Origin of the sequence: Pseudoduganella sp. SL102 (assembly GCF_027856995.1) — a bacterium.
Taxonomy (GTDB): Bacteria; Pseudomonadota; Gammaproteobacteria; order Burkholderiales; family Burkholderiaceae_D; genus Rugamonas; species Rugamonas albidiflava.
The window spans coordinates 6,483,353-6,509,200 of record NZ_CP115554.1 but is presented as its reverse complement, the minus strand read 5'-3'; the positions used below and the strand labels follow the sequence as shown (position 1 = coordinate 6,509,200).

At 66.7% G+C, this 25,848-nt stretch carries 24 protein-coding genes; 13 read left to right on the top strand and 11 right to left on the bottom strand.

What is annotated here, in order from left to right:
• The first annotated feature begins 190 nt into the window (after positions 1–190).
• The 3 genes from OU994_RS27565 to OU994_RS27555 all read left to right on the top strand — a co-directional run bounded on the left by OU994_RS27565 (position 191) and on the right by OU994_RS27555 (position 5,500).
• Complete coding sequence (locus OU994_RS27565) at positions 191–2,470, top strand: CHASE domain-containing protein (RefSeq protein ID WP_281608502.1); 2,280 nt, start codon at positions 191–193, stop codon at positions 2,468–2,470.
• 349 nt (positions 2,471–2,819) lie between these two features.
• Positions 2,820–3,632, top strand: coding sequence for a formate/nitrite transporter family protein (locus OU994_RS27560; protein WP_281608501.1), 813 nt, complete (start codon positions 2,820–2,822; stop codon positions 3,630–3,632).
• A gap of 131 nt (positions 3,633–3,763) precedes the next feature.
• Positions 3,764–5,500, top strand: coding sequence for a bifunctional protein-serine/threonine kinase/phosphatase (locus tag OU994_RS27555; protein ID WP_281608500.1), 1,737 nt, complete (start codon positions 3,764–3,766; stop codon positions 5,498–5,500).
• 13 nt (positions 5,501–5,513) lie between these two features.
• On the opposite strand, the gene OU994_RS27550 is transcribed toward OU994_RS27555, so the two are convergent.
• The gene (locus OU994_RS27550) at positions 5,514–5,732 is read right to left on the bottom strand and encodes a hypothetical protein (protein ID WP_281608499.1); all 219 of its coding nucleotides are present in this window, start codon (positions 5,730–5,732) and stop codon (positions 5,514–5,516) included.
• A gap of 489 nt (positions 5,733–6,221) precedes the next feature.
• Here OU994_RS27550 and OU994_RS27540 point away from each other — a divergent pair, with 489 nt between their 5' ends.
• A complete protein-coding gene (locus OU994_RS27540; RefSeq protein WP_281608498.1) occupies positions 6,222–8,342 on the top strand; it encodes a bifunctional diguanylate cyclase/phosphodiesterase in 2,121 nt (706 codons plus the stop codon).
• A gap of 18 nt (positions 8,343–8,360) precedes the next feature.
• Here OU994_RS27540 and OU994_RS27535 read toward each other — a convergent pair whose 3' ends face one another.
• Together OU994_RS27535 and OU994_RS27530 are read right to left on the bottom strand one after the other, a co-directional pair.
• Positions 8,361–9,179: a sugar phosphate isomerase/epimerase gene (locus tag OU994_RS27535; RefSeq protein WP_281608497.1), complete on the bottom strand. Its 819-nt coding sequence runs from the start codon at positions 9,177–9,179 to the stop codon at positions 8,361–8,363.
• Positions 9,176–10,015, bottom strand: coding sequence for a phytanoyl-CoA dioxygenase family protein (locus OU994_RS27530; protein WP_281608496.1), 840 nt, complete (start codon positions 10,013–10,015; stop codon positions 9,176–9,178). The genes OU994_RS27535 and OU994_RS27530 overlap by 4 nt, the downstream gene beginning before the upstream one ends.
• A gap of 124 nt (positions 10,016–10,139) precedes the next feature.
• Between OU994_RS27530 and OU994_RS27525 the strand changes: the two genes are divergently transcribed.
• A complete protein-coding gene (locus tag OU994_RS27525; RefSeq protein WP_281608495.1) occupies positions 10,140–11,111 on the top strand; it encodes a LysR family transcriptional regulator in 972 nt (323 codons plus the stop codon).
• On the opposite strand, the gene OU994_RS27520 is transcribed toward OU994_RS27525, so the two are convergent.
• Positions 11,108–11,350 (bottom strand): hypothetical protein, encoded by a 243-nt coding sequence (locus OU994_RS27520; protein ID WP_281608494.1) that lies wholly within the window; start codon positions 11,348–11,350, stop codon positions 11,108–11,110. The genes OU994_RS27525 and OU994_RS27520 overlap by 4 nt on opposite strands.
• 237 nt (positions 11,351–11,587) lie before the next feature.
• On the opposite strand from OU994_RS27520, the gene OU994_RS27515 reads away from it, so the two are divergent.
• Positions 11,588–13,699: a bifunctional diguanylate cyclase/phosphodiesterase gene (locus tag OU994_RS27515; RefSeq protein ID WP_281608493.1), complete on the top strand. Its 2,112-nt coding sequence runs from the start codon at positions 11,588–11,590 to the stop codon at positions 13,697–13,699.
• On the opposite strand, the gene OU994_RS27510 is transcribed toward OU994_RS27515, so the two are convergent.
• From OU994_RS27510 to OU994_RS27495, 4 genes are all read right to left on the bottom strand, one after another.
• The gene (locus OU994_RS27510; protein WP_281608492.1) at positions 13,669–14,181 is read right to left on the bottom strand and encodes a hypothetical protein; all 513 of its coding nucleotides are present in this window, start codon (positions 14,179–14,181) and stop codon (positions 13,669–13,671) included. The two genes, OU994_RS27515 and OU994_RS27510, sit on opposite strands and share 31 nt — an antisense overlap.
• Before the next feature lie 123 nt (positions 14,182–14,304).
• Complete coding sequence (locus OU994_RS27505; protein ID WP_281608491.1) at positions 14,305–14,691, bottom strand: hypothetical protein; 387 nt, start codon at positions 14,689–14,691, stop codon at positions 14,305–14,307.
• Positions 14,692–14,765: 74 nt separating this feature from the next.
• Positions 14,766–14,945 carry a hypothetical protein gene (locus OU994_RS27500; protein ID WP_131144165.1) on the bottom strand — a complete coding sequence of 60 codons (180 nt, stop codon included), beginning with the start codon at positions 14,943–14,945 and terminating at the stop codon, positions 14,766–14,768.
• A 13-nt stretch (positions 14,946–14,958) separates the two neighbouring features.
• Positions 14,959–15,207 (bottom strand): hypothetical protein, encoded by a 249-nt coding sequence (locus tag OU994_RS27495; RefSeq protein ID WP_131144166.1) that lies wholly within the window; start codon positions 15,205–15,207, stop codon positions 14,959–14,961.
• Positions 15,208–15,810: 603 nt separating this feature from the next.
• On the opposite strand from OU994_RS27495, the gene OU994_RS27490 reads away from it, so the two are divergent.
• Complete coding sequence (locus OU994_RS27490; RefSeq protein WP_281611736.1) at positions 15,811–16,257, top strand: hypothetical protein; 447 nt, start codon at positions 15,811–15,813, stop codon at positions 16,255–16,257.
• A gap of 46 nt (positions 16,258–16,303) precedes the next feature.
• Positions 16,304–16,930 carry a hypothetical protein gene (locus tag OU994_RS27485; RefSeq protein ID WP_281608490.1) on the top strand — a complete coding sequence of 209 codons (627 nt, stop codon included), beginning with the start codon at positions 16,304–16,306 and terminating at the stop codon, positions 16,928–16,930.
• Between the two features lie 102 nt (positions 16,931–17,032).
• Here OU994_RS27485 and OU994_RS27480 read toward each other — a convergent pair whose 3' ends face one another.
• Positions 17,033–18,019: an aldo/keto reductase gene (locus OU994_RS27480; RefSeq protein WP_281611735.1), complete on the bottom strand. Its 987-nt coding sequence runs from the start codon at positions 18,017–18,019 to the stop codon at positions 17,033–17,035.
• A gap of 327 nt (positions 18,020–18,346) precedes the next feature.
• On the opposite strand from OU994_RS27480, the gene OU994_RS27475 reads away from it, so the two are divergent.
• Positions 18,347–19,240, top strand: a complete 894-nt coding sequence (locus tag OU994_RS27475) for a LysR family transcriptional regulator (protein ID WP_281608489.1) — start codon at positions 18,347–18,349, stop codon at positions 19,238–19,240.
• Positions 19,241–19,303: 63 nt separating this feature from the next.
• On the opposite strand, the gene OU994_RS27470 is transcribed toward OU994_RS27475, so the two are convergent.
• The gene (locus tag OU994_RS27470; RefSeq protein WP_373922494.1) at positions 19,304–20,365 is read right to left on the bottom strand and encodes a hypothetical protein; all 1,062 of its coding nucleotides are present in this window, start codon (positions 20,363–20,365) and stop codon (positions 19,304–19,306) included.
• 151 nt (positions 20,366–20,516) lie between these two features.
• Here OU994_RS27470 and OU994_RS27465 point away from each other — a divergent pair, with 151 nt between their 5' ends.
• Positions 20,517–20,978, top strand: coding sequence for a hypothetical protein (locus tag OU994_RS27465; protein WP_131144171.1), 462 nt, complete (start codon positions 20,517–20,519; stop codon positions 20,976–20,978).
• A 159-nt stretch (positions 20,979–21,137) separates the two neighbouring features.
• Here OU994_RS27465 and OU994_RS27460 read toward each other — a convergent pair whose 3' ends face one another.
• Positions 21,138–21,887 (bottom strand): IS1595 family transposase, encoded by a 750-nt coding sequence (locus tag OU994_RS27460; RefSeq protein WP_281608488.1) that lies wholly within the window; start codon positions 21,885–21,887, stop codon positions 21,138–21,140.
• 398 nt (positions 21,888–22,285) lie between these two features.
• On the opposite strand from OU994_RS27460, the gene OU994_RS27455 reads away from it, so the two are divergent.
• The 3 genes from OU994_RS27455 to OU994_RS27445 are packed head-to-tail and all read left to right on the top strand — an operon-like array spanning position 22,286 to position 25,847.
• Positions 22,286–23,821: a hypothetical protein gene (locus tag OU994_RS27455; RefSeq protein ID WP_281608487.1), complete on the top strand. Its 1,536-nt coding sequence runs from the start codon at positions 22,286–22,288 to the stop codon at positions 23,819–23,821.
• Entirely contained in the window at positions 23,818–25,326 is a 1,509-nt protein-coding gene (locus tag OU994_RS27450; protein ID WP_281608486.1) for a hypothetical protein, read from the top strand. Before OU994_RS27455 ends, OU994_RS27450 begins: the two co-directional genes overlap by 4 nt.
• 53 nt (positions 25,327–25,379) lie before the next feature.
• The gene (locus OU994_RS27445) at positions 25,380–25,847 is read left to right on the top strand and encodes a hypothetical protein (protein ID WP_131144175.1); all 468 of its coding nucleotides are present in this window, start codon (positions 25,380–25,382) and stop codon (positions 25,845–25,847) included.
• The last annotated feature ends 1 nt before the right edge of the window (position 25,848 follow it).

Here is a 25,848-nt window from a genome sequence, read left to right as displayed (position 1 = left end):
CGCGGTCGGTGATCCGCAGCCGGTAATCCGCAGCCGGTAATCTGCTTGCCACCGGCGGTGCATATCGGCAAGCGCCACTTCCCAGGATTTTCGCCGCCGGACACCAGCCCCTGCTGTCCGGCCCGACGCTGTTCGCCCCCACCCCCATGCTATAGTCGCTTGCAGAATATAAGCACAAGCAGGGGACGCAATGCGTGCACAAGGTTACCTGGCCTTTACCGTCGGGATCTGCCTCACCGCCTGGGCATGCCTGTTCGCGATGGAGACGCAGGACCGGCAGATCGCCGACCGCTTCGGCCGTGACACGGACAAGGTGGCGCGCGATACCGAAGCGCGCCTCAAGACCTATTTCGACACGCTGCTGGCGATCCGCGGCACGTTCGCCGTGCACGGCCCCGCCAGCCGTGCCGACTTCCACCGCTACGTCAGCGAGCTGCGCCTGACCGACCGCTACCCTGGCTTCCAGGCGATCCAGTGGGTGCTGCGCGTGCCGGAAGCGGAGCTGGCCGGGCACGTGGCCGGCGTGCGGGCCGATACCGGCGTGCTGCCGGGCGGCTATCCCGGCTACCGCATCCATCCCACGATCGTGCGCGGCGAGCATTTCCCGATCGTCTACAACGAACCGATGGCCGGCAATGAAAACGCCTTCGGGCTGGACCTGGCGGCGCTGCCGGCCCACCTGCGGGCGCTGGAACTGGGGCGCGACACCGGCGAGCTGGTGGCCACCGAACGCATCACGCTGGTGCAGGATGCCAGCGGCCAGCCCGGCTTCATTGCCCGCCTGCCGGTCTACCGCAAGAATGCCCTGCTCGACACGGTGGAGCAGCGCCACGCGGCGCTGGTGGGCTTCGTGGCGATCGTGTTCCGCATGACGGACCTGATGCGCGAAGTGATCGATCCGCAGATGCTGGGCCACCTGCACGTGGTGATCCACGATACCGGTTACATGCAGGACGATGCCGGGCTCGCGCCGGCCATCGATGGCCTGCTGTTCGACAGTGCCGGAAAGCTGGGCGGCAGGCGCGAAGCACGCACCACGGTGCCCGGGCTGCTGTCGAAGGTAGTGCTGAACGTGGGCCAGCGCCGCTGGCTGGTGCAGGTGGCCGGCTACGATGGCGCGCGCTACGGCCGCGACGAGGGCACGATCTGGCTGATCGGCGGCTGCGGCTTCCTGATCAGTGCGCTCATCGGCGTGCTGCTCGTCACGCTGCAGCGGCGCCGGGCGCTGGCGCAGACGCTGCGCGCCGCGCTGGAAGAGCAGGGCGCCCTGCAGGACAGCGCCGTGGTCGGCATCGGCCTGTTTTCCGATGGCCGCATCATCCGCTGCAACCGCGGCATGGAAGAGATGCTGGGCTATCCGCACGGGGCGCTGGCGGGACGGCCTACGGCCACGCTGGTGCAGCACGGGCACGCGGGGCCGGATCCCTTCGTATGCGGCCCGGGCGGCCAGCGCATGCACCGCGAACTGGAGCTGGCGCGGCGCGACGGCGGCAGCATGTGGTGCATCGTCAACGGGCGGATGCTGGACCGGCAGGCCCCCGACAAGGGTTGCGTATGGGTGCTGTGCGACATTAGCGACCGGCGCCGCACCGAGGCGGCGCTCGGCAACAGCCTGGCCGAGCTGGCGCGGCAGAAGGCGCAGGTGGACGCGGCGCACCGCGAACTGTCCGATGCGCTGGACCGCCTGCGGCAGGCCCAGGATACCCTGGTCACGTCCGAGAAGATGGCCTCGCTGGGGGCGCTGGTGGCGGGCATCGCGCATGAACTGAATACGCCGATCGGCAACAGCCTGCTGACGGCGACCGCGCTGGGCGACATGGTGACGGATTTCCGGCGCCAGCTGGACGGCCCGGGCGTGCGGCGCTCGGCGCTGGAAGCGCACCTCGACGATGCGAAGACCGCCTGCGGCATCATCGCCGGCTCGCTCGGCAAGGCGGCCGACCTGATCACCTCGTTCAAGCAGGTGGCGGTGGACCAGGCATCCGACCAGCGCCGCCCGTTCGCCCTGGCCGACGTGGTGCGCGACACGCTGGCCACGTTCGCCGCGCAGCTGCGCCGCGCCGGCTGTGCCGCCCGGGTCGACGTGCCGGACAGCCTCGACTTCGATTCCTACCCGGGCAGCGTGAGCCAGGTGCTCAGCAACCTGATCAACAACGCGCTGCTGCACGCCTTCGAGGGCCGGCCGCATGGGCTGGTCACCATCGCCGCCCGCCCGCTCGGCGAGGACATGGCCGAACTGCGCTTCACCGACGATGGCGTAGGCATGAGCGACCGCACGCTGCACCAGATCTACGACCCCTTCTTCACCACCAGGATGGGGCAGGGCGGTTCAGGGCTGGGCATGAACATCGTCTACAACATCGTCACGGGCATCCTGAAGGGCACCATTCGCGTGGAATCCACCCCGGGCAGCGGGACCGCCGTGGTGATCACGCTGCCCCGTTCGGTGACGCGGGCCCAGGCCGCCTAGGCCCCGTAACGCACCACGGACAGGCGCACGCTCCCGGATGGGGGCCGATCATCGTGCAGGGCCGCGGAACGCACCGCCGTCGGGCAGCGGCCGAACGGACTTTGTTCGGCGCGGTGCGCCGCCATCGCGCACGGCGGTCCCGGCTGGTGCAGCGCCGCACCAGCGCATGGCGTGGCGGCCCAACTTCGTGCGCTTTGCCCTGTGCCGCCCGGGCGCTGGCCGGGCGTTCCTTCCCTGCCGGGCAAGCACCGCCTGCCCCTCCCATGGTTCTGGCCCGCTTCTTGCTCATCCTGAGGTATTCCACACATAAGAGCGCAAGCTCACCGACCGAACCTAAGGAGAAGCAAGCATGGCATACCTGGTCCCAACCGAATTCGTGACCAAGATGGTGGACGCGGGCGAATCGAAAATCTACATGGCCACCCGCGACGCGCTGATCCGTGCCTACATGGCCGGCGCGATCCTGGCGCTGGCGGCCGTGTTCGCCGTCAGCTGCACGGTCGCCACCGGCATCCCGCTGGTCGGCGCCATGCTGTTCCCCGTGGGCTTCTGCATGCTGTACCTGATGGGCTTCGACCTGCTCACCGGCGTGTTCGTGCTGACGCCGCTGGCCTGGATCGACCGCCGCCCCGGCGTGACGATCCCCCGCATCCTGAAACACTGGGGCATCGTCTTCCTCGGCAATTTCCTGGGCGCCTTCACGGTGGCCGTGCTGATGGCCTACATGTTCACCTTCGGCTTCAACACCGATGGCGGCAAGATCGCCCAGACCGTGGCCCACATCGGCGAAAACCGGACCACCGGCTACGCCGCCTACGGCGCGGCCGGCATGCTGACCCTGTTCATCCGCGGCATGCTGTGCAACTGGATGGTATCGATGGGCGTGGTCGGCGCGATGGTCTCGACCACCGTGGGCGGCAAGGTGCTGGCGATGTGGATGCCGATCATGCTGTTCTTCTTCATGGCCTTCGAGCACTCGGTGGTGAACATGTTCCTGTTCCCGTTCGGCATGATGATGGGCGGTAATTTTACGGTGATGGATTACCTGATCTGGAACGAGATCCCGACCGTGCTGGGCAACCTGGTGGGCGGCCTGGCCTTCACCGGCCTCACGCTGTACTCCACGCACGTGCGCACCGGCGCAAAACGGAAATTCAACTAAGGTAAATGCAACTGAGGCAAAGCCAGCCGAGGTAAATTCAACCGAGGTCACTCCAACTGAATGCAAGCCAGCCGCCTGCATCGTCGACCCAGGATGCCGGCCGCCCGCGCGGCCGGCATCCTTCTCTTACCATGCCCACCCGACTGACGCTGTCCATCGGCCAGCACACGGATGCCGGCCGCAAGGCCGTCAACCAGGACTTCCACGGCAGCTATGTGCCGCACGAGCCGCAGCTGTCGGTCAAGGGCGCCGCGCTGGCGGTGGCCGACGGCATCGGCAGCAGCGATGTCAGCCACATCGCCAGCGAAACGGCGGTGGCCGCCTTCCTCGAGGATTACTACTGCACCTCCGATGCCTGGTCGGTGAAGACGTCCGTCGAGCGCGTGCTGGCGGCCACCAACTCCTGGCTGTATGCCCAGACCCAGCAGGGCCAGGGGCGCTACGACAAGGACCGCGGCTACGTGTGCACGCTGTCGGCGATGGTGATCAAGTCGAACACCGCGCACCTGTTCCACATCGGCGATACGCGCATCAGCCGCGTGCATGCGGGTCCGCAAGGGTGCGCGCTGGAGCCGCTGACGACGGACCATCGCGTGTGGGTGTCGCCCGGGCAGAGCTACCTGGCGCGCGCGCTGGGCGTCGACGCGCACCTCGAGATCGATTACCGCGCGGTGGAAGTGCGGCCGGGCGACCTGTTCATGCTGGCCAGCGACGGCGTGCACGAATACGTGTCCGCGGCCGAAGTGAGCGAGGCACTGTCGTCCGGGGCCGACCTGAACGAAGCGGCAAGGCTGCTGGTGGCGCGCGCGCTGGCCAACGGCAGCGGCGACAATCTCACCGTGCAGCTGGTGCGCGTGGAAACGCTGCAGGCGCACGCGGCGGACGAACTGCTGCAGCGCATGGCCGAACTGCCATTCCCCCCGCTGTTCGAACCGCGCAGCGAATTCGACGGCTACCGCATCATGCGCACGCTGCACGGCAGCAGCCGCAGCCACATCTACCTGGCGCTCGACGTGGCCAGCGGCGAATCCGTGGCGATCAAGACGCCGTCCATCGACCTGCGCGGCGACCCCGCCTACCTGGAACGCTTCCTGATGGAAGAATGGATCGCCCGGCGCATCGTCAGTCCGCATGTCAGCGAACCGGTGGTGCACGAGCGGCAGCGCAGCTATGTCTACCTGGTCACCGAATACATCGAAGGCGTGACGCTGGCACAATGGCTGCGCGACCGGGGCAAGCCGGAACTGGACGCGGCGCGCGGCATCGTTGCCCAGGTGGCGAAGGGCTTGCGCGCCTTCCACCGGCTGGAAATGCTGCACCAGGATATCCGTCCCGAAAACGTGATGATCGACCGCAGCGGCACCGCCAAGATCATCGACTTCGGCTCGGCCAGCGTGGCCGGCGTGCTGGAGATGGCGCCCGAGGTGCCCGGCTTCACGCTGGCCGGCGCGGCGCTGTATGCCGCTCCGGAGTACTTCCTGGGCGAGCAGGGCACCGTGCGTTCCGACGTGTTTTCCCTGGGCGTGCTGGCCTACCACATGCTCACCGGGCACCTGCCGTACGGCGTGCAGATCCCGCAGGCCAAGACGCGCGCCGCGCAGCGCAAGCTGGTGTATGTACCGGCGCGCGAGCATGACCGGACCATCCCCGCCTGGGTCGATGCCGCCATCGAGAAGGCGGTGCAGGTCGACCCCGGCAAGCGCTACGCCGATGTCGACGAATTCGTCTACGACCTGCACCAGCCGAACCGCGCCTTCCTCGAGCGCACCCGGCCGCCGCTGATCGAGCGCAGCCCGGTGGCCTTCTGGAAGGGCGTGTCGTTCCTGCTGCTGGCGGCCCTCGTGGTGGACCTGGCGCTGCGGCGCTGAGACGCCAGGGAAGCTAGTCCAGCCGTTCCACCGAGTCGTAGCGCGGCGTCGCATCCTCGTGGAACAGGTCGCCGAGGTATTCGGCCAGGTCGGCGTCGGCAATATCTTTCGGCACGATGAAATCGGCCGGCCTTCGCTTGCCTTCGGGGCCAAGATAAAACGCCCGCCGTGACCCCGGCCGGCCTGTCACGGCCACCAGCTTGCCGAATACTTTGAAGCGAAATTCATCCATTGCAGCTCCATTGTCTGCCCGAAAGCTTCCTCAAGCCCGGGATGCCGGTTCCATGTCTTGATGTGATGAGAAGCATTCCCACCAGGATGCCTCATTCGCATGGTGCCGCCGCTCATCGCGGATCACTCATTGCAAATCACTCATTGCAAATCACTATAAGCCAGGTACAAGGTCCACGCCATGATTGCCAGCTATTACCGCAATTACCGCATGAACCGCACCGCCTCGGCGAAGTGCTGGGCCATACCCCGGCGCCTTCGCCGACCTGGCGCTGCATGTCGACCTCGGACGGCTCGGCAAGGCCTTCAGGGGCGCCAGCCTGCGGCTGAACGCCAGCAACCTGTTCGACAAGACCTACGTGGCGTCGTGCATGAACGCGAGCTATTGCTACTGGGGCGATGCGCGCAACGTCAGCGCCACCCTGGCCTACCAGTGGTGACGCGAAGCTGTTAGCATTGGCCATCGCTTGCCGACTGCCAGTCCACCGCCATGCACCCAACTCTCCCAGCCGATGCGGTATTTTCCATCGAGACGCTGCATGACAACCTGCCGGCAGGCGTGGTGGTGCATGGGGCGGACGGCCGCATCGTGTCCGCCAACCGGCTGGCCCAGGAGCTGCTGGGCCGCAGCGAAACCCAGCTGCTCGGCGCCGAAGCCAGCGCCGACACCTGGACCTTCGTGCAGGAAGACGGCTCGCCGCTGCCGCCCGAGGAATTCCCCGCCAATCTGGTGCTGAAGACGGGCCGCAAGCTGTCCGGGCTGGTGGCCGGCGTCGTCGGCCCCGGGGGGACCTGCTGGCTGCTGTGCAATGCCTACCCGGAATTCGACGCGGCCGGTTCGGTGCGGCAAGTGGTGGTCTGTTTCACCGACTGCACGGTCCTCAAGAATACCCAGCAGTCGCTGGAAAAGTCCGAGAAGCGCTTGCGGCTGGTACTCAAGGGTTCCACCGATGCGCCATGGGACTGGGACCTGGTCTCCGGCGAAGTGTATTACTCGGAGCGCTGGTGGAACATGCTCGGCTATGCCAGCGGCGACGGGCTGGACGACTCGGGCGCGTGGCGCCGCATGCTGCATCCGGACGACGAGCCGATGATCCAGGAATACCTGGGCAGCCTGCTGCCCAGCCAGCGCGACGGCTACAGCCTGGAATTCCGGCTGCGCCACCGGGACGGGCACTACGTGTCGGTCTTGTCGCGTGGCTACGTGCTGCGCGACGCCGCCGGCAACGCCTTGCGGATCTCCGGCGTGAATACCGATCTCACCGAGCGCAAGGAAAACGAGCGCCGCATCTACGAGCTGGCGTTCTTCGACCACCTGACAGGGTTGCCGAACCGGCGCTTCCTGATCGGGGAACTCGACCACGTGCTGGCGCGCGGCCGGCGCTCGGGGCATTACTGCGCGCTGCTCTACCTGGACCTGGACAATTTCAAGCTGCTGAACGACACGATGGGGCACGACCTGGGCGACATGCTGCTGCGGCAGACGGCGCAGCAGCTGCGCTCCACGGTCCGCCACAGCGACCAGCTGGCGCGGCTCGGTGGCGATGAATTCGTCGTCGTGCTGGAAGGCCTGGGGCCATCGCCACGCGGCGCGGCCGCCGAGGCCGCCTGCGTCGTCGCCAAGATCCTGGCGGCCGTCGGCCAGCCCATGCAGCTTGGCGCGCTGCTGTTCAAGACCACCGCCAGCATCGGCATCACGCTGTTCGACAGCAACGAGGCGAACATCGAAACCCTGCTCAAGCAGGCCGACCTGGCCATGTACCGCGCCAAGGCCGACGGGCGCAACACGGCCCGTTTCTTCGACCCGAGCATGCAGGATGCCGCCGACCGCCGCGCCGCGTTCGAGGCAGCCATGCGCGATGGGCTGTCGCTGGGCCAGTTCCGCCTGTTCTGCCAGCCGCAATTCGATTCGCTCGGTGGCGTGGTGGGCGCCGAAGTGCTGGTGCGCTGGCAGCGCGGCGACCACGAACTGATCGGCCCGGACCAGTTCATCGGTTTCGCCGAAGAGTCCGGCCTCATCCTTCCGCTGGGCGAGCACATACTCAAGGAAAGCTGCCTGGCGCTGGCGCGCTGGCACCTCGACCCCAACCTGGGGCGCCTCAAGCTGGCCGTCAACGTGAGCGTGCACCAGATGCGCGACCCCTGCTTCCCGGCGGCGGTGGCGGCGATCCTGGACGGCACCGGCGCCCGCCCGGAGCGGCTGTACCTGGAATTGACGGAGAGCGTGTTCGCCGAGGACATGCACGAGATCTCCCAGCGCATGCACGAACTGCGTTCGCAGGGCATCTGCTTCGCGCTGGACGATTTCGGCACCGGCTATTCGTCACTGGCCTACCTCAAGCGCTTCCCGCTGTCGGCGCTGAAGATCGACCGTTCCTTCGTGCGCGACCTGGGTGTCGATCCCGGTTCGGCATCGATCGTCGAAGCCATCATCGCGCTGGCGCGCAAGTTCAAGCTGGACATCGTTGCCGAGGGTGTCGAGGAAGAGGCCCAGCGCGATTTCCTGTTCGACGGCGGCTGTTCGTCGATGCAGGGCTACCTGCTGGGCCGCCCGATTCCGATCGCCGAATTCGAGCATGCCTATGGCGCGGCGGGCATCGGCCACGCGTGAGCGCGCCCGGCTTGCCTTCTACGAATAACGTTCCCGCAGCAACCCCGCCATGGCCACGTTCAGCTCCCACGCGTCGGCCACCAGCGCCTGCGTGTACGGCAGCCGGAACGTATAGGGTGCCGGCCCGAACTCGGGCGTGATGGTCAGCACCGCATCGCCGTCGGCACGGCGCAAGGCCACGATGCGGTCCCACCACGCCAGGTGCGCGGCCAGTTCCACGGCATATTCCGGCGCGCGGAAGTCCGGCACTTGCGGACCTTGCGCGTGGCCCACGCGGGCGTGGATGTGCCGCACGCGCGGCAGCACGGCCTCGAGCGTGGCCGGCTGGTCTTCCAGCAGCGATTCACAGGCGGCGCACCAGTGCGACAGGTCCGCCGTGAGCCGCAGGTGCGGCAGCCGCTGCAGGTAAGGGCGCAGCAGCATCGGGTGCCCGGAAAAGCGGCTGCGGTGGATTTCGTGCACGATGGGCACGCCGTATTCACGGGCGATCGCATCGGCCAGCGCGATCAGTTCCTCGTTCTGTTCCGGGCTGTAGAAGTCCTTGCCGGTATGCGAGTTGACCAGCAGCGGGCGCGCCGCGCAGGCTTGCGCCAGCAGCGATTGCAGCGCTGCGCGGTGGGCGTGGAATTCGCTGTGGAACACGGTCTGCCATTGCGACACCACGAGGTCCAGCCCCGCATCGGCGATGCCCCGCAGCCAGTCTTCGCGCTCGGCGCCGTCGTCCGGCAAGGACATCTCGATGCCATCGAATCCGGCCGCGATCACGCGGTCGATGAACTCGGCGGCCGGCACGTCGTTGTTGCCCCACTGCGGGGCGAGGATGCGGATCGCCGTCACGTGAACCCCCGCACGGGGAAGGCTGCATCGCGCTGGATCCAGTTGCGCGGCGAGTAGACGGTGGCGCCGTCGGTCACGTGCAGCGTGTATGCATGGCGCGATACCGGCGAGCGGTTCGGCGCGCTGTAGTGGGGCAGCAGGCCGTGGAACAGCACCAGCGCGCCGGCCTTGCATTCGAGGGGCACGGCGGTGCTGTCGTCCGGCCAGGGCGTGGCGTCCAGCTTTTCCACCCGGATGTCGTCGCCAGTGCGCACGAAGCGCTCGCGCAGCGGCGTGCGGTGGCCACCCGGTTCGGCCCACAGGCAGCCGTTGTCCAGCGTGGCGTCTTCCAGCGCGAACCAGAACGTGGTCACGCTGATCGGGTCGGTCTCGAAATAGGTCGCATCCTGGTGCCAGCGCACTTCGCCGCCGATGCCGGGCTGCTTGAAGATATACATCGACTGCCAGACCTGCGGATCGGCCAGGCCGACATCGTGCGCGACCTGCTGCAGGCGCGGATCGTTCGAGAAGGCACGGAAGGCGGGATCGAGGTCGTGCATCGCGTGGCCGATCTTGTTGATCGACAGTTCCTTGGCCTGGCGCAGCTGGCCGTCCGGGCCGAACGCTTCTTCCTCGAAGAAGCAGCGGATCGTGTTGTCCGAGCGGAGGAAGTACTCGTCCGCCTTCTTTTCCTGGTCCTTCGTGGTGAAGATGCCGCTGGCGGCGGCGGGGTCGAAGGCATCGACGATGCGGGCGGCGCCGGCCCGCAATGCGGCGATCTCGTCCGCCGACTTGAATCCTGGAAGGACGAGGAACCCGTCCCGCTGGTACTGCTCCTGTTGCGCTGCGCTCAGCATGGCAATGCTCCGATAAGTGATGGCAAGTGATGGCAAGTGATGGCGCGATTGTACGGGGCCGCGCTGTCCACCGGCAGCCATGCAATGGTTGACACATTGTCGCCAAAATGCAGACAATGCGTGGATGGACCAGTTGCGCGCAATGGAAATCTTCGTCGAGGTGGCCCGGCAGCGCAGCTTTTCCGCAGCGGCGCGCCGGCTGGGCATGTCGCGGGCGATGGTGTCGAAGCACATCCTGCAACTGGAAGCCCGCCTGGATGTCCGGCTGCTGCACCGCTCCACCCGCGAAGTCAGCCTGACGGATGCCGGCCAGGCTTACCTGGCGCCGTGCGACGCGGCGGTAAAGGCGGCACAGGAAGCGGCCCGCATTGTCACGCAAACGGGCGACACGCTGGCCGGGCCGCTGCGCATCCAGGCGCCATCGAGCTTCGGCGTGGCGTGGCTGGCCGATGCGCTGGCCAGTTTCAGCCAGCCGCATCCCCGATTGCAGCCGCTGCTGCACGTGGACGATGCCTTGCTCGATCCGATCGCCCACGGCTTCGACCTGACGATCCGCGTGGGCGGCATCCCGGACAGCCGCGCTCTGGCGATCCGTCCGCTGGCCCCATGCCGTGCCGTGCTGTGCGCCGCGCCGGCCTACCTGGAACAGCACGGCATGCCGGGCACGCCCGACGACCTGGCGCACCACCGCTGCCTGCACTTTTCCCATCTGACGGACGGTACCGCCTGGCATTTCGAACGGGCAGGGGATAGGCGCACGGTGCACGTGGATGCCGCGTTCACGTCGAACAACGGCCTGGTGCTGCACCATGCGGCGCTGCAGGGAAGCGGCATCGTGTACAGCACCACCTTCCTGGCCTGGCGCGCGCTGCAAGCTGGCACGCTGGTGGCGGTGCTGCCGGAATGGCAGCTGCCGCTGAATCACCTGTCGGCGCTGTATCCGGCCAGCGGCCGGCCCTCGCCGAAGGTGCGCCAGCTGATCGATTTCCTGGTGGCCGAGTACCAGCCGGTACCGCCGTGGGACATCGACTATGGGGACATGGACTATGGGGAGATGGACTATGGGGACGTGGGGGTGAAGGACACGAATGCCTAGCGCATCGCCTGGCCTTCCGAGGCGGCATTGCGCTCTTCCTCGGCTTCGGTCTCGTTCATGTCGTCGTCGATCAGGTGGGCCGAACGTTCCGCCACCCTGACGAGGTCGGTGGTACAGCCCACGTCGGCGGATGCCTCCATGTAGTCGGCGTCAATGTTCTCGGCGTCGATCTTGTCCTGGGCTTCCTGCGCGTCATCCTGTTCCGCGCCGGGTACGCTGTCCGGATGGGTAGTGTCCATGTGATGTCCTTTCACCAGCGATTATGTGCCCTTTGCGCCAATAGCCCCGCGAATCGGACACGGTCCGCGCGATAGCGACAAGTCATTGGTTTTTCCCCGCGCAGCCCTTTGCACCACGCGCACCGGCCGGCCCGGCCGCCAGCGGTCCCGGCGTGTTGCGCACGCGAGCCGCTGGCCTGCCCGGAGAGTGGCAATGTGCTACTGTGGGGAACGCACTGGTGCTGGCTGGGGAACGTGATGAAAATACAGATTCTTGTCGTCACCAGCAATGCGCGCGACCGCACCAGGCTGGACGACCTGCGGCACCAACCACTGGCTTCCGGCGCCGCCATCGCCTTCCGGTTCGCCGACAGTATCGCCGTCGCGACCGGCCCCCGGCGCAAGCCTTATCCCGACCTGATCCTGCTGAATCCCCTGCGGCTCGGCTGCGCACCCGAACAGGCCGTCGATGCGCTGGCCATCGCCTTCGATACGATTCCCATCGCCATCCTTGCCGAGGAATATTCTCCGGCGATGCGGCGTCCGGAAGACGCGGGTGCAAACAGGACTTCGCACCGGACCATGATCGTGCTGGAAACGGCCAGCTGGCAAATGCTGCTGGAAGTGTTCCATACCCTTATCGCGGCGGCCGTCGAGCGGCGCGCCGTCCTGCAGTTCTCCAGCAACGAGCGGGGCATTCTCGAGGCGATCGCCGATGGCGTCATCAGCACCGACGCCCAAGGCAAGGTGCGGTACCTGAATACGGCCGCCATGCGGCTGATCGCGGCAACGCCGCAGTCGGCCCTGGGAACGCCGATCACCGCGCTGATGACGCTGCATGACGACACCACCCTCGAACGGCTGGAACACCCGGCCCTGCAGGCGATCGCGACGGGGCAGACGATCCGCCTGCCACGCGGCACCATGCTGTTGCGGACCGACGGCACCGAGATCATCATCGAGGACTCGACCGCCCCCGTGGTTTCCCAGTCCGGGGCCATCCAGGGCGCCGTGATGGTATTCCACGACGTCACGGATGCCCATGAACTGCGCGCGCAGGTCGACTACCTGGCATGGAACGATTTCCTTACCGGGCTGCCGAACCGCTTCGCCGCCCAGCGCCACCTGAACCGCATCCTGCTCGAAGCGCAGGCCAGGGAATTGCCGCTCGCCGTCATGTACCTGGACCTGGACAAGTTCAAGCTGATCAACGATACGCTCGGCCATGCCGCCGGCGACGCCGTGCTGGTCTCGGTCGCCGCGCGCCTGCGCAGCTGCTTCCGCCTGATCGATCTCGTCAGCAGGCAGGGCGGCGACGAATTCGTCGTGCTGATGGCGCCGGGAGCGGGTACGGCCGATGCGACCCGGGCCGCCGAGCGGGTGCTGGCCGCCATCGCACTGCCCCACGAAGTGGACGGCAAGGAAGTCCACGTGGGCACCAGCATCGGCATCGCCCTGTATCCCGAACATGGCGTAACGGGGGAAACGCTGCTGCGCCACGCCGACACGGCGCTGCACGGCGCGAAGATCGGTGGACGCAAGGGCTTGCGCTTCTTTTCCCAGGACCTGCTGATCTCCGCCATCCAGCGCAAGGAAATGGAAGACGGCCTGCGCAACGGGCTGCGCGCTGCCGAGTTCGAGCTGTTCTACCAGCCGAAGATCCGCATGGCCGATGGCATGCTGTGCGGCTGCGAAGCGCTGCTGCGCTGGCGCCATCCGGAGTGGGGCTGGGTCAACCCGGCGCAGTTCATCCGCAGCGCCGAGGAATCCGGCATGATCGTCCCCCTCGGCAAATGGGTGCTGGAGCAGGCCATCAAGCAGGCCAAGCGGTGGGAACGGGCCGGGCGGCTGGCCGGCCCCATCGCGATCAATGTGTCCGCGCTGGAGTTGCGGCAGTCGGGATTCGTCGACGGTGTCGAGACCTATCTGGCCGATGCGCTGCTGGCCCCCTCGAGCCTTCAGCTGGAGCTGACGGAATCGACCCTGATGCGCGATGCCGGCGGCACCGGCAGCATCCTGCAGCAGCTCAAGAATCTTGGCCTGTCGCTGGCGATCGACGATTTCGGCACCGGCTATTCCAGCCTGAGCTACCTTGCCGAGTTGCCGATCGACCTGCTCAAGGTCGACCGCAGTTTCATCCACGGCATCGACCACGCCGAACCGCGCAAGCAGGCACTGCTGCGGGCCGTGCTGGCACTGGCGGACAGCATGGCGCTGCCCACCGTGGCCGAGGGCATCGAAACGGAGGGCGAGGAAAGCTTCCTCGCGGAGTGCGGCTGCACGCATGGGCAAGGCTATTTCTACAGCCGTGCGCTGGACGCGGGTGCTTTTGAAAAAGCCTACCTGATGCCGGGGGGCGGCGTTCCCTGATCATGGCTGGGCGGGGGCACGGCGCGCCGCCTGCGGTGCGGTTCGAACAGCACGCGCATCACGGTCGCGGTGGGCAAGCCATAAATGCGCAACAGGCTCTCGGCATATTGCCGGCCTTCGGTGGCGGCCAGGCCGATCGCACGCTCGACCGCATAGGCGGCGGCCACGTTGCTCCTTGGCGTGGCCGCACCGGTGTCGGCCCTTTCCCCGCTGTCCCCCTCGGCCGCGGTGGCCGTGCTGGCCGCGCGCTGGCCCATTCCGCCATCCGGTCCGCGCGGCATCGCATCCCTGGCGGCGGGATGCGCGACATCCGAACGGCGGTGCGGACCGCCACGGCCCAGGACACGCAAGGCCACGCCGCGCGCGGTGCCACGCGAGCGCAGGTAGTGCCACGCGCTGACGCAGCCCCACAGCGCATCGATCTGGATCGCCGCGTCGATGCGCTGGGCCTGGAGGAGGTCGCTGCGCCGGTCGGAGCTCATCTGGACACCGTGTTTGTGGGGCGTGGATGCATGGGAAGAGGATGCATGGGAAGAGGATGCATGGGAAGAGGATGCATGGGGCGGGGATGCATGGCGAGTCGGTGGACGGTCACGCCGGATCGCTCATCGATCGGGCGGCCGTGTACCGGAATCCTGTGCGCCGCCGGGCCTGGCATGGCGCGCAAAGGCGACGGCGTCTTCCAGCCTGTCGTAGCGATAGGCGCCGAAGCTGAAACGGCCGGCGGCGAAACCGATGTCCAGTTCGCGCATCAGGCGCAGCTGTGCTTCATCCGGCGCGAACTCGGGCAGCCATTGCGGACGGAACGCCGGGTCGCGCACGAAACCGGGGGTGGCGTGCTGCGCGCTTGCGTAGCGCAATGCGTCGTCCAGCCGGTCGTAGCAGTGCTGGCGGAAATGATAGTGCCGCCCGTCGAAGGTGACCTCGAGCGCGGTGCCGGTGTCGGCTGGATTGCTGGCTGGATTGTTGGCTGGATTGGCGGCTGGATTCATGGCCTGCTCCGATGGCGCCACCCGCACGGGGCGCCGATGGTGATCCTTGCGGCGGCGGCTTGCATCAGCGCCTGCTAGCGGACGGCGGACGTTGCGTGGCTGCCAGCTGTCGGCTGGACCGGGGTTTTCGCCGGCGCCGCATTATGTGGCCACAGGAACCAGGCCACGGTCACGGCGAACACGATCAGCGCGAGCACGGTCTTCGTCATGGCTGGCTCGCTGGACATCCAGCCGGGCCGGACAAGGCCCTGCATGGGGTGGTTCGTATCATCGTGCGGCTCCCTTGCAGGCTTGAAAAGGCCAGCGCAGCGGGAAACGCTCGATCCACGAGCGGGCATCCGCAAAGGCGCTGTCATGGGCCTCGTTGGCACTGCCGAAACGGCTGGCCGGGGCACTGCCTTCATGGCGCAGCTCGCCGGTCGCGCCGACCGTGATACTGCTGAGGTACGTGATCCGTTCGCCAAGGGACTGGCAGTGCACGTCGATCACGTGGCCCCGGTACGATTGCATTGGCATGTTGCTTCCGTTATGAGTAAAAATGGCCCGGCTGCGGCTGCGGCTGCAGGAATACGGGAATGATCGTCCGAGCAGGGACGAAAGCAACAGGACGGCAGGCTAAGAAGGCCAGTGACGATGACGGCCGGGATGGCGGGTCTGCCATGAGGCTGTCAATGGGCTGTCAATGGGAGCCTGTCGGCGGGACCCTGTCAGCGGGAATCTGCAAGCGGGAGTCAGCAAGCACAAGTCAGCAAGCACAAGTCAGCAAGCACAAGTCAGCACGCCAATCTCGGCAAGCGTTCATCCGAAAAGGATGGCACTCCGTCGTTACAGTGTAACCGTATTGACCGGCCCCTCCATACTTTATTTGCATGTTTGCCTTATTTGAATAACGGCGCGGACAGGCATTGCGCGGGGGACTGCCCGCCGCAACCGATCATCCCGCCAGCGCGGCGGTACGGAACGCCACGCCCGGGCAGGACTGGGCGGTATGCTACAGTCGAAGGATTGCTTAACAATATGACATTTCCCGCGAAACTGTCGTGCCGGCCTCCACGTCGACCGGAGCACGGCAGCCGAGGGTCCATGCGATCGGGTTCTCAATCTACGACAACGGTGACTATGCGCCCCCATCCCAACTATCTTCTTTCCCTGGCGGCGGCGCTCAGCGCGCTTGCCGCGCTGTTGCACCTCGCGTGCATTTACTTCGGCGCGCCGTGGTATCGCGCGCTGGGCGCCGGGGAAGAGATGGCGCGGATGGCGGAAGCCGGATCGTCCTATCCGGCTTTCGTCACGCTGTGCATTGCCGGCATTCTCTTTGTCTGGGCGCTGTATGCGCTGTCGGGTGCCGGCGTGATCGGCAGGCTGCCCTTGCTGCGCACCGCCCTGGCCGCCATCACGGCGGTTTATCTGCTGCGCGGATTCGGCGGCGTCTTCGTCATGTCCGATGCGCCGGGCCGCTCGGCGAATTTCTGGCTGTGGAGCTCCGCCATTTGCGCCGTGTTCGGCATCGTCCATGCCGCGGGCCTGCGGCAATCCTGGGCGCGCCTCGCACCGCAGCGCCGGTAGCCCGGCGGCATGGCCTGGACTTCGGATAATCCACGTTGAAAAATCCATGAAAATAAAAAACCGCCTGCCCATCGCGACGATATCGTTGCTGCTTTTATCCCTGACCCTATCCCTGTCCGCCTGTACCCCTGCGGTCAAGGCGCGGGAGGAAACGATGATGGAAGCCCACGCGAAAACCATCACGCCCGAACGGCGCGCCGCGATCATGGCGCGCATCGAAAAAGAGGCCAGGGGTATTTCGACAGGCAGCGGGGCGCCGAACAAGGCGTTCGTCTTCTTCGACCCCCATTGTTCCTACTGCAGCGACCTGTGGAGGGCAACGCAATCCGTGGAGAACCAGGTCGATTTCGTGTGGGTGCCGGTCAGCGTGTTCGGCGAAGAAAGCGCTGCGATGGGCGCGGTGATCCTGGAGTCGGCAAACCCGGCAGGCATCATGTCGGCGAATGAGGAATCCATGCGCTTGTCGGAAAATCCCCTGGCGATCACGTCGGTGCCGACAGAGGCTGCACTGTCCACCGTGGAAAGCAACACGGCGCTCATGCACGCGCTGGATCCGGCGGCACCGATCCAGTCCGTGCCGTTGATGTACTACCGGTCCGCGAAAGGGCAGGTCGAAGTGATTTCCGGCGCGCTGGATGCCGGCGCGCTGAAATCCGCGCTGAAGCTCGAATAATGCTCGCATGCCACCTCGGCAGGTGGCATCGAATGGCTGGCGCATGCGCATCGCCATGTGGGCACCGGTGAAGGCCGCGCGTGAAGATCCCGGGTGAAGGTCTCAGGCGGAGTAATCGATGCTGCTCATGTGGTCCTTGCCCATGCGGTCGCCGAACACCGGATACCTGGACAGCTTCGTGTCGATCTCCTGCACATCGGCCGCCGTCAGTTGCAGGTGCCGCGCGCCCAGGTTTTCAAGCAGATGGGCTTCGCTGCGCGTGCCGGGGATGGGAACGATGTTCGGCCCCTTGGCCAGCAGCCAGGCCAGCGCGACCTGGGCGGGTGTCGCTCCCTTCCTCGCGGCATAGCCTTTGAGCCACTCCACGATCGGCATGTTCAGCGTCAGGAATTGTTTCGAGAGGCGCGGGAAGCCGGCGCGGAAGTCCACCTTCGGGTCGAAAACCGTGCCCGTATCGATCGTGCCCGTCAGGAATCCCGCACCGACCGGCGACCATGGCACGAAGCCGATGCCCAGCGCGTTGCAGGTGTCCAGCACACCGTTCAGTTCGACGTGGCGGGTCCACAGCGAGTATTCCGACTGGACCGCGGCAACGGCTTGCACCGCATGGGCGCGCCGAATCGTGCCGGCGCTTGCTTCGGACAAGCCGAAGTGCAGCACCTTGCCCTGCCCGATCAGGTCCTTCAGCACGCCCGCCACATCCTCGATCGGTACGCCGGGATCGACACGGTGCTGGTAATACAGGTCGATACGATCGGTGCGCAGCCGTTTCAGGGATTGCTCGACCACCTTGCGTATATGCTCCGGGCGGCTGTTCAACGCGATCGTGCCATCGATCGCAAAGCCGAACTTGGTGGCGAGCTGCACCTTGTCGCGAAATGGCGCGACCGCCTCGCCGACGAATCCCTCGCTGGTGTAGGGGCCGTACACCTCGGCGGTATCGAAGAAGGTGACACCGTTGTCGAACGCCGTGCGGATCGTCCTGATCGCCTGGGCTTTCGAGACCGGGGCATTGTAGTTGCCGGCGAAGTTCATGCAGCCCAGTCCCAGTGCGGAGACTTGCATGCTTCCCAGCCTGCGCGGCTTCATGCCTGTTTCCAGCGGGGCTTGCGGGCGAACCGGCGTGCCTTGCTGGCCGTGCGCGGAGGCCGGTCCGGTCTGGAGAATGGTACCGGCAGCGACGGCGGCGCCCAGTGACACCGAGTCCTTCATGAAGGCGCGCCGCGCCTGGTCCGCGGGCACGGTGCGGCTGGACGATCCTGGAATCGGTCCTGCGGAGTGTTCGGTGTGTGGCATGTTTTTTTTCCTCGATGGTGGCGGGTGAAACGCGGCTGACGGCGTATCGACAATGTACCGGCCCGCGACCGATATGATTAGATCGAGTAATCTTCTTGTTCTTATAGGCGGAGGTTATGAATGATCAAGGAAAGCCTGGATGACCTGGCGGCGTTCCAGGCGGTGGCGGCGGCACGCAGCTTCACGCGCGCGGCGGCGCAACTGGGCATTTCGCAGCCCGCGCTGAGCGCCAAAATAACGGCGCTGGAAGAGCGCCTGGGCGTTCGGTTATTGACGCGCACGACGCGCAGCGTGTCGACCACCGAAGCCGGCGAGCGCCTGTCCAGGTCGATCGGTCCGCACCTCGACGGCATCGTGTCGGGGCTGGCCGACCTGAGCGAATGGCGCGGCAAGCCGGCGGGCAGCCTGCGCATCACGTCCGTCGAACATGCTTCGCGGACGATCCTGCTGCCCGCCCTGGCCAGGATACTGCCCGAGTATCCCGACATCTCCGTCGAAGTCATCGACGACTACAGCCTCGCCGACATTGTCGCGGAGCGGTTCGATGCGGGCGTTCGCCTGGGCGAGCAGGTGGCTCAAGACATGATCGCCGTGCGCATCGGCCCGGACTTCGACCAGTGCGTGGTTGGCGCGCCAGCCTATTTCGCGCGGCATGGCATGCCGGCGACGCCGCATGACCTGACCGGACACCGCTGCATCGCCTTGCGCCTGCCCACGTCGGGCGGCGTCTGGTCATGGCCTTTCGTGAAGGATGGGCACGAGCTGCGGGTGCGGCCCGGGGGACAGTTGTCTTTCAACACAATAACGCTCCAGCTCGACAGCGCCCTTGCGGGGCTGGGCCTGGCTTACCTGCCGGAAGACGTCGTCAGCGAACACCTTGCGGCCGGCCGGCTGGTGCGCGTCCTGGCGGAATGGTCCTCGTCGCTGTCCGGATACCACCTGTATTATCCGAGCCGGCGGCAACCCACCGCGGCATTCTCGCTGGTGGTGGAGGCGCTGAAGTATCGGGGTTGATTGGATGGATGCGATATCAGCCCGAGTCCGGTAACCGACCGACAGCCTGGAACTGCGGGCGCCTTACACCGTCCACGCCCCGCCTGCATAGATCCGCTCGCCGTCCAGGTACACCCCCTCGGTCACGGCGAACACGTCCACGTGATAGCGCGCATCCTTGCGCTTCAGTTGCGGCTTCTGGTATTGCCCGTGCTTGGCTCCCAGCGACAGGTGCACGCCGCACATCCGTTCATAGGTGCCGATGTCGTCCACCGTGCGGGTGAACGAAAACGCACGGTTCATGCCGAAGCCCAGTTCGCGCACCCATACGTCGCCTTCGTGGGCGCGGATGATGGCCAGCATGTCGTCGAACGCCGGCGTGCTGTTTTCCGCGCCGGTCACGCGGCCCCGCTCGACGATCATCGTGATCGGTTCGGCGGGGCGGTTGACGCGGAACGACGTGTCGCCGAACACGAACACGCGCACGCGGCCATTGACCGCCTCCAGGTCGCGCGCCTCCGTGAACACTTCGCCGATGGGGAACAGGCCGCCCACGTTCTTCATCGCCGAATAGTCGCCGATATTGAGCTTGGCTTCCTCGAACGGCGAGGCATACACCAGCTCGCAGCCATTGCCGCTGTCGACCACGCCGCCCTGTGCCTTGTCCAGCCGGGCCTTCAGCGCGTGGCCCGTGCCGCGGAAATAGGCCGGGTCATATGCCAGCGCATCGATATACACGAGCGCCTGTTCGCCGGGCATGCGCGACAGGTGCAGGTGCTCGATCACCTTCAGGCCGCGCTGGAACAGCTCCATGCGGATGCGGTATTCGTTCAGGCGGAAGCTGGTGGTCTGGATCAGCACGACCAGGTCGCGCGGCGCCAGTTCCGCGAAGGCGGCCAGCACCGCGTCGGCGGACACCGCGTCGAAGTCGATGAACGTGCCGTCGGGCAGCGCGCGGCGATAGGCTTCCGTCAGCACGGCGTTCAGCTCGCTGCGGCGGTCGAACACCACCAGCGCGCGGTGCGCGGGCCCGTGCTCGAGCGCGTGGGCGAGCAGGTCGGCCACGTTGCGCGCGGCGGCCCCGGTGGCGGCCTCGCTGGTCACCCCGGCGGCGTCACCGTTGGCGGATGGTGCATAAGTCATCATGTTTGCAAAAACGGAAATGGAAAACGGCAAAGTGTTGCGGCGAGCACATTATAAGTCGCGTGTCGCTTGTGACTGGCCGCAACCCCAAGTAGAATCGCCGAATATATCCACTCGGCAACACCAATATGGCCGACGCAATCACGGAGCAAAGATGAGCATTACGTTTGGCCAGGATCTGCCGCTGGAGCGCCCCGATGCCGATGGCCGCGCTGCCCTGTTCGTGCCGAAAGCGGACATCAAGGACGATGTCCTGCAACTGGTGCGCAAGGGTGCTGCCGTGGTGGGTTTCGGCAACCACGACCGCAGCGTGACGATCTATTACGAGAGCAACCGCTTCAACGAACCGACGCTGGCCAAGTGGGAACTGAAGGCCCGCAAGGCCTATGCCCGGCTGGTGGACGACCTGCCGACCACGTCGAAGATGACGACCAAGCTGGAATACTTCGAGCAGGTGGGCTACATCAGCGGCAAGGGCATCAACATTCGCCGCATGGACAGCCTGAAGCGCTGGCTGGAATTTTCCGATGCGATGGACACCGCGCCCGCCAGCGAAACCGTGACCTGGGCGCTGCCGCCGCCACCGAAAAAATCGTCCATCGACACCGAGCGCTGACAAAAAAAAGCCGATCCGCCGCGATCCGGCGATAAAACCAGTCAAATCAACGCCCCGCCACTGTGCGGGGCGTTTGTTTTGGCGCTGTTCGCGTTGAATGGCTTTGCCGTTGAGCACGAAACTTTTTCGCATGCCGGGCTCGACAAAAGAGCCGATCAGCTAGTCTGGCGCCACGGCATTGCGCAACCATTGCCGTGGTGTCGTCAAGACGGCGGCATCGAGCACACGTAGCCAGCCGGTGTAATTGGCCAGGTAGCGGCTGGCGACCCCATTGAATCGCCGCAACCAGGTCTTGAAACGGCCATGCCATCCATTGACACCTTGGATATGGAGTGCGCCGCGCGAGCGAATACCGGCACGCACGTTGATCGCTTCGTGCGTGATGCCGGCCTGCTTTGCAAATGCCTGGTATGCCTTGGCGGCATCGGAGACGAGCAGCACGTCGGGCGCCAGCACGGGCTTGAGGTGTTTCATCAGCTGGCCGGCACTGACCGGGCCGCGGCCCGTCACGAAGTCACAGGTTTGGCGGTTGCGGTCACGGGCAACGAGGATGCAGTCCAGCTCGCTGCTGATGCCGCGCCGGCTGGCCATGCCGCCGCGTTTGCGCGGCAGGCGGTCCAGGTGGCGCGAGCCTTTTTGTGATTCGAGATGATAAGTCTCATCGGCTTCGACGATGCCGGACAGCTGCGGACGGGGTGCACGGAGCAAAGCGGCGATAAAACGGTGGCGCCATCGAAAGCTGGTCGACTTGGCCACCGCCACTCGGCTGGCCGCAGAACGCACGGGGATCGACTCGATCATGCATTGCAGGTAGTGCAGCCACTTGTCGCGCAGGCGCAGCCGGGCAAGCGGTGTGCCGGTCAAGGCGTTGAAGCTGCGTCGGCACGCCACGCAGCGATAGCGCTGCAAGCTACTGGCTTGTCCACAACGGTGGGACCGCTGGCATCCGCAATGTGGGCAAGGCGGCCTTCCGGCGGCTTCCTCGATCAGGCGAAAGCACTGGCCTGCTTGCTCGACGTTGGCCAGGAAGCTGTGCAGCAACGTGACCTGGTCTTCTGAAAGCTGTTGCTGGATCAATGCTTCGATCAATAGCTGAACATCCGTCGTGCCCATGTCGCCTCCTGATATACATGAAGTAGTTCAAATACATGAAGTAGCTCAACAGGAGGTCAGACGATCATTCCACCAGGAAGTTCCCCCAATTACCGCGCACAGCGCCTTTGTTTCGGGTCACCTCCAGTTCATCTGGCGGCAGTCAAATGCGTTATGATTGACGCAACAAGATTGCAAACGTGGATGGGGGATCGATGGATGAATGGTGGCGGGCCGGGGACAGCGTGTGGCGCGAGGATGCCGCCACGTCCACGCGCTTCGTGCTCGAGGCGGTGCAGGGCGTGCCCCGCATCGACTGGGAACTCGCGCGCAACCGGCTGACGGATGTCGCGTTGCTGGTGGGCGCGGCGCTGCCCACCACGTGCACGCATGCGGCGATCTTCCCGCCCGAATTCTCCTTCTGCCCCGAATGCGGCGCGGCGCTGCATCGCGCCGGGCCAGTGCAGCACGCGGCATGGTGGGGGCCGGCCACCGGCCTCCTGCCACCCGGCGCTGCCGCGCTGCCGCGGCATGTACCCCACGGATTGCCCCAGACGGCGCTGCCGCTCGGCGAGGCGCTCGAAGGGCGCGAGCCGGAACCGGCCGTAGGCCGGCCCGACTGGCGCATGCCCGCGCCGCCGAACGCGGTGTGCGTGTTCGCCGCCGCCGATTTCGGTTTTTCCGCCCAGCGCCTGGTCGCGCTGGCGTACACCCGCAACGTGGTGCAGTACTGGGACCCGCCCGGCGCGCGCTGGCACGTCTTCGCGGCGGACGAAGGCGCGGCGGACCTGCACTTCACCGCGTCGGCCTATGCGTGGCTGCCGCCGGCGGAATCGCAGGGGGAGCGGCGCCGCGGCGAGTTCGGCATCGTGCCCACGGCGCATGGCCTGTTCCGCCTGATCGTCAATCCGCTTGCGGAAAGCTGGCGCACCGAGCCCGTGTTCCAGGCGCGCCTGGCCGCCAGCCCGGGCGGTGTCGGCCGGCGCATCGCCTGCCCGTTCGTCACGCCCGATGGCGTGCGCCTGTGGAGTGCGGCGACCGATGGCGCCGACCCCGAAGTGCTCGAGATCGACGCGATCGATCCCGCCGTGCCGGTACCGCAGGCCGGCTGGTCGCGCCCGTTCAGCTACGACGGCCGCCTGTACTGGCTGCACGAGGAAGGCCAGCTGCTGTGGCGACCCGGCCATCCGCCGCGCTGGCTGCCGTGGCCATTCCCGTGGGTGCCGCGCCTGCAGTTCGGCGGCCCGGCGCGCAGCCGCGACGGCCGCCTGTGGCTGATCGGGAACGACGGCGCCAACTATTCGTTCCGCGCGCTGGACGATGGCGCCGGCCTGGGCACGCCACAGGTCGAGTCCATCGACGGCGCGCGGCTCGGCTTCGGCACCTTGCTGTTCCGCCGCGGCCACCAGGTCAAGGACGATCCCTGGTCGGTCGAGGACGTGGAAGACCAGGCGCGCGTCGATGCGCTCGTGCTGCCGCTGCTGGAAGCGGTATCGGCCACGCGCGACCAGCCGTCCGGCCTGGTACTGCGCTTCCCCGGCTTTACCGGCCGCGCCGAGGCGGCGCTGGCCGGCGAAGTGCTGCCGCGCACCTTCGTCGAATGGATCGGTCGGCAGAACGTGATCCTCGACGAGATCGCCCGCCTGAAGAACCCGGGCGAGTGCGTGCCGTTCGTCTGGCACGGCAGCCTGTGGCTGCACCACCCAGCGTGGAACGAGATCCGTGGCTGGAAGCTGGAGGGCTTCGCGTGACGCGCTGGCAGCGCTGGCCGGCGGTTGTCCTCGCGTGCTGTGCCACCTTCACCGCGCAGGCGGCGTCGCACGTGTTTCTGGTGCAGAATTCCGGCTGGATGGAACCGTTTTATACGGACCCGGCATCGCCCTACAAGGCGCTGGTGACGGAAGTGGTGCAAGCGGCCATGGCGCCCGGCGATGCGCTGGTGCTGGCGGCGTTCAACCAGGGCTTGCCGGGCGCGCCATCGCCGCGCGCATTGCTGGCGCAGAAGGGCAAGCCGGACCGGGCAAAAGTGCGCGGCGTGCTCGATCCGCTGGAAGTGGGCCGCAAGCCGGGCGGCAAGGCCATGGCCGATACCGACCTGGGCGAAGCCGTGGGCAGCGCCATCGACGGCGCGCTGGGCGGCAAGCCCGGCCTCGTGTGGCTGTTCACGAACAACCGCAACAGCCCGAACAACGACCAGGCCACGGCGCGCCGCAACCGCGAGTTCTACCAGCTGATCCACGAAGGCGCGGCGATCCGCAAGGCCTTGGCGTTCCCACTGAAGATGCCGGTGCGCGGCGCCCAGTACAGCGCGGGCGGCCTGATGGTCTACGTGTTCGCCGTGCAGGAGCAGGGCGCGCGCGAACTCGACGCGCTGCTGGCCAGCGGCCGCCTGAAACAGGTGATCACCGAAATGCCGGCGCGCCTGAAACCGCTGGACCAGGACACCGTGCGCCTGGTGCCGGCGCGCGTGGAAAACACCCCGGGCGTGCGCTACGCCGTGCTGCCGGATGGCCGGCTGCGCGCCGAGCTCGACGCCGGCACATCGGCCGGCGCACCGTCCGGTCACGCCGCCCGCATCACCTGGCGCCTGGAAAACACCATGTACCCGTACACGATCACGGCAGCCGACATCAGCGCGCAAGCCGCGCTGGCGGGGGAGGTGAAACCCGTCGCACTGCAGACGGATGCGGTGCGCAATCTCGCGCCGGGCAAGCCGCAACCGCTGGCATCGTCGCTGACCCTGCCGATGGCGAACCTGCCCGGCAAGTGGTCGCTGGCGGCGCTGTCCACGGCCGGCTCCGCGCAGGTGATCCCGGGCCGCATCGAGGTCACGCTGGCCAACCAGCGGCTGGAGCTGTCGCAGGCGTTCCGCCAGCGCATGGCCGAGCTGTTCCCCGGCGACCCGCTGCCGGACATCTTCACGCCGCCGGCGCGGATCCAGGGCTCGCGCGCCGTGCTGCCCGTCGAAGTGCGCCTGCAATATGGCGCCGGCCCGCTGCTGGCGGCCATCGGCGGCCTGTTCGCGGTACTGGCGGCGGCCGGCGCGCTGGCGGTGGCCGCCACGCGCGGCCGCAAGGTCGTCGTCAGCGTCGACGGCGAACCGCGCACGCTGCGCACGAAAGCCGGCGCGAAGACCCCGCTGTACAACACGGCCGGCGACCAGGTCGCCGAGCTGCATACCACGCTGTTCGGATACCAGCTGGCGAACGTGCGCGAAGGCGCCAACGTCCAGCTCGCTGGCAGAAGTGGCAAATAACGTGGCAAATAATAGTCGCAAAGAGCGCCAGACAAGAAACCAGAGGAAAAACCATGCAAGCCAACGAACCCCAGCGCGATCCGGGTTTCCGGATCCCCGAAGACAAAGCCGCGCAGGCCCCCACCGGCGACGGCACGCTGTCCACCACGCCGCCCGGCGATAGCGCTGGCACGGCAGGAACCACGGGCACCGGCATCGAGGTCGCGCCGGAAGGCCAGGCACCGGCCACCGACACGTCCACGCGCGACATCGCCATCGGCGGCGCCGTGTTCCTGTTTTTGCTGGTGATCTTCTTCTTTGCCCGCAACGCGTTCTCGAACCACCTGGTGCGGCGCCGCGTGGCGCCGTCGTCGGCCGACACGGCCGGCTGGCTGCTGTTCTTCGGGCTGGCGTTCCTGTCCGCCGCGGTGGTGCTGGGCTTCGTCAACTCCACCAAGTTCCTGAACGTGGCCATCACCGGCACGCTGCTGGTGTTCGGCATCGCCGCGATCGCCGGCGCGCTGTTTACCGGACGGAGGTAGA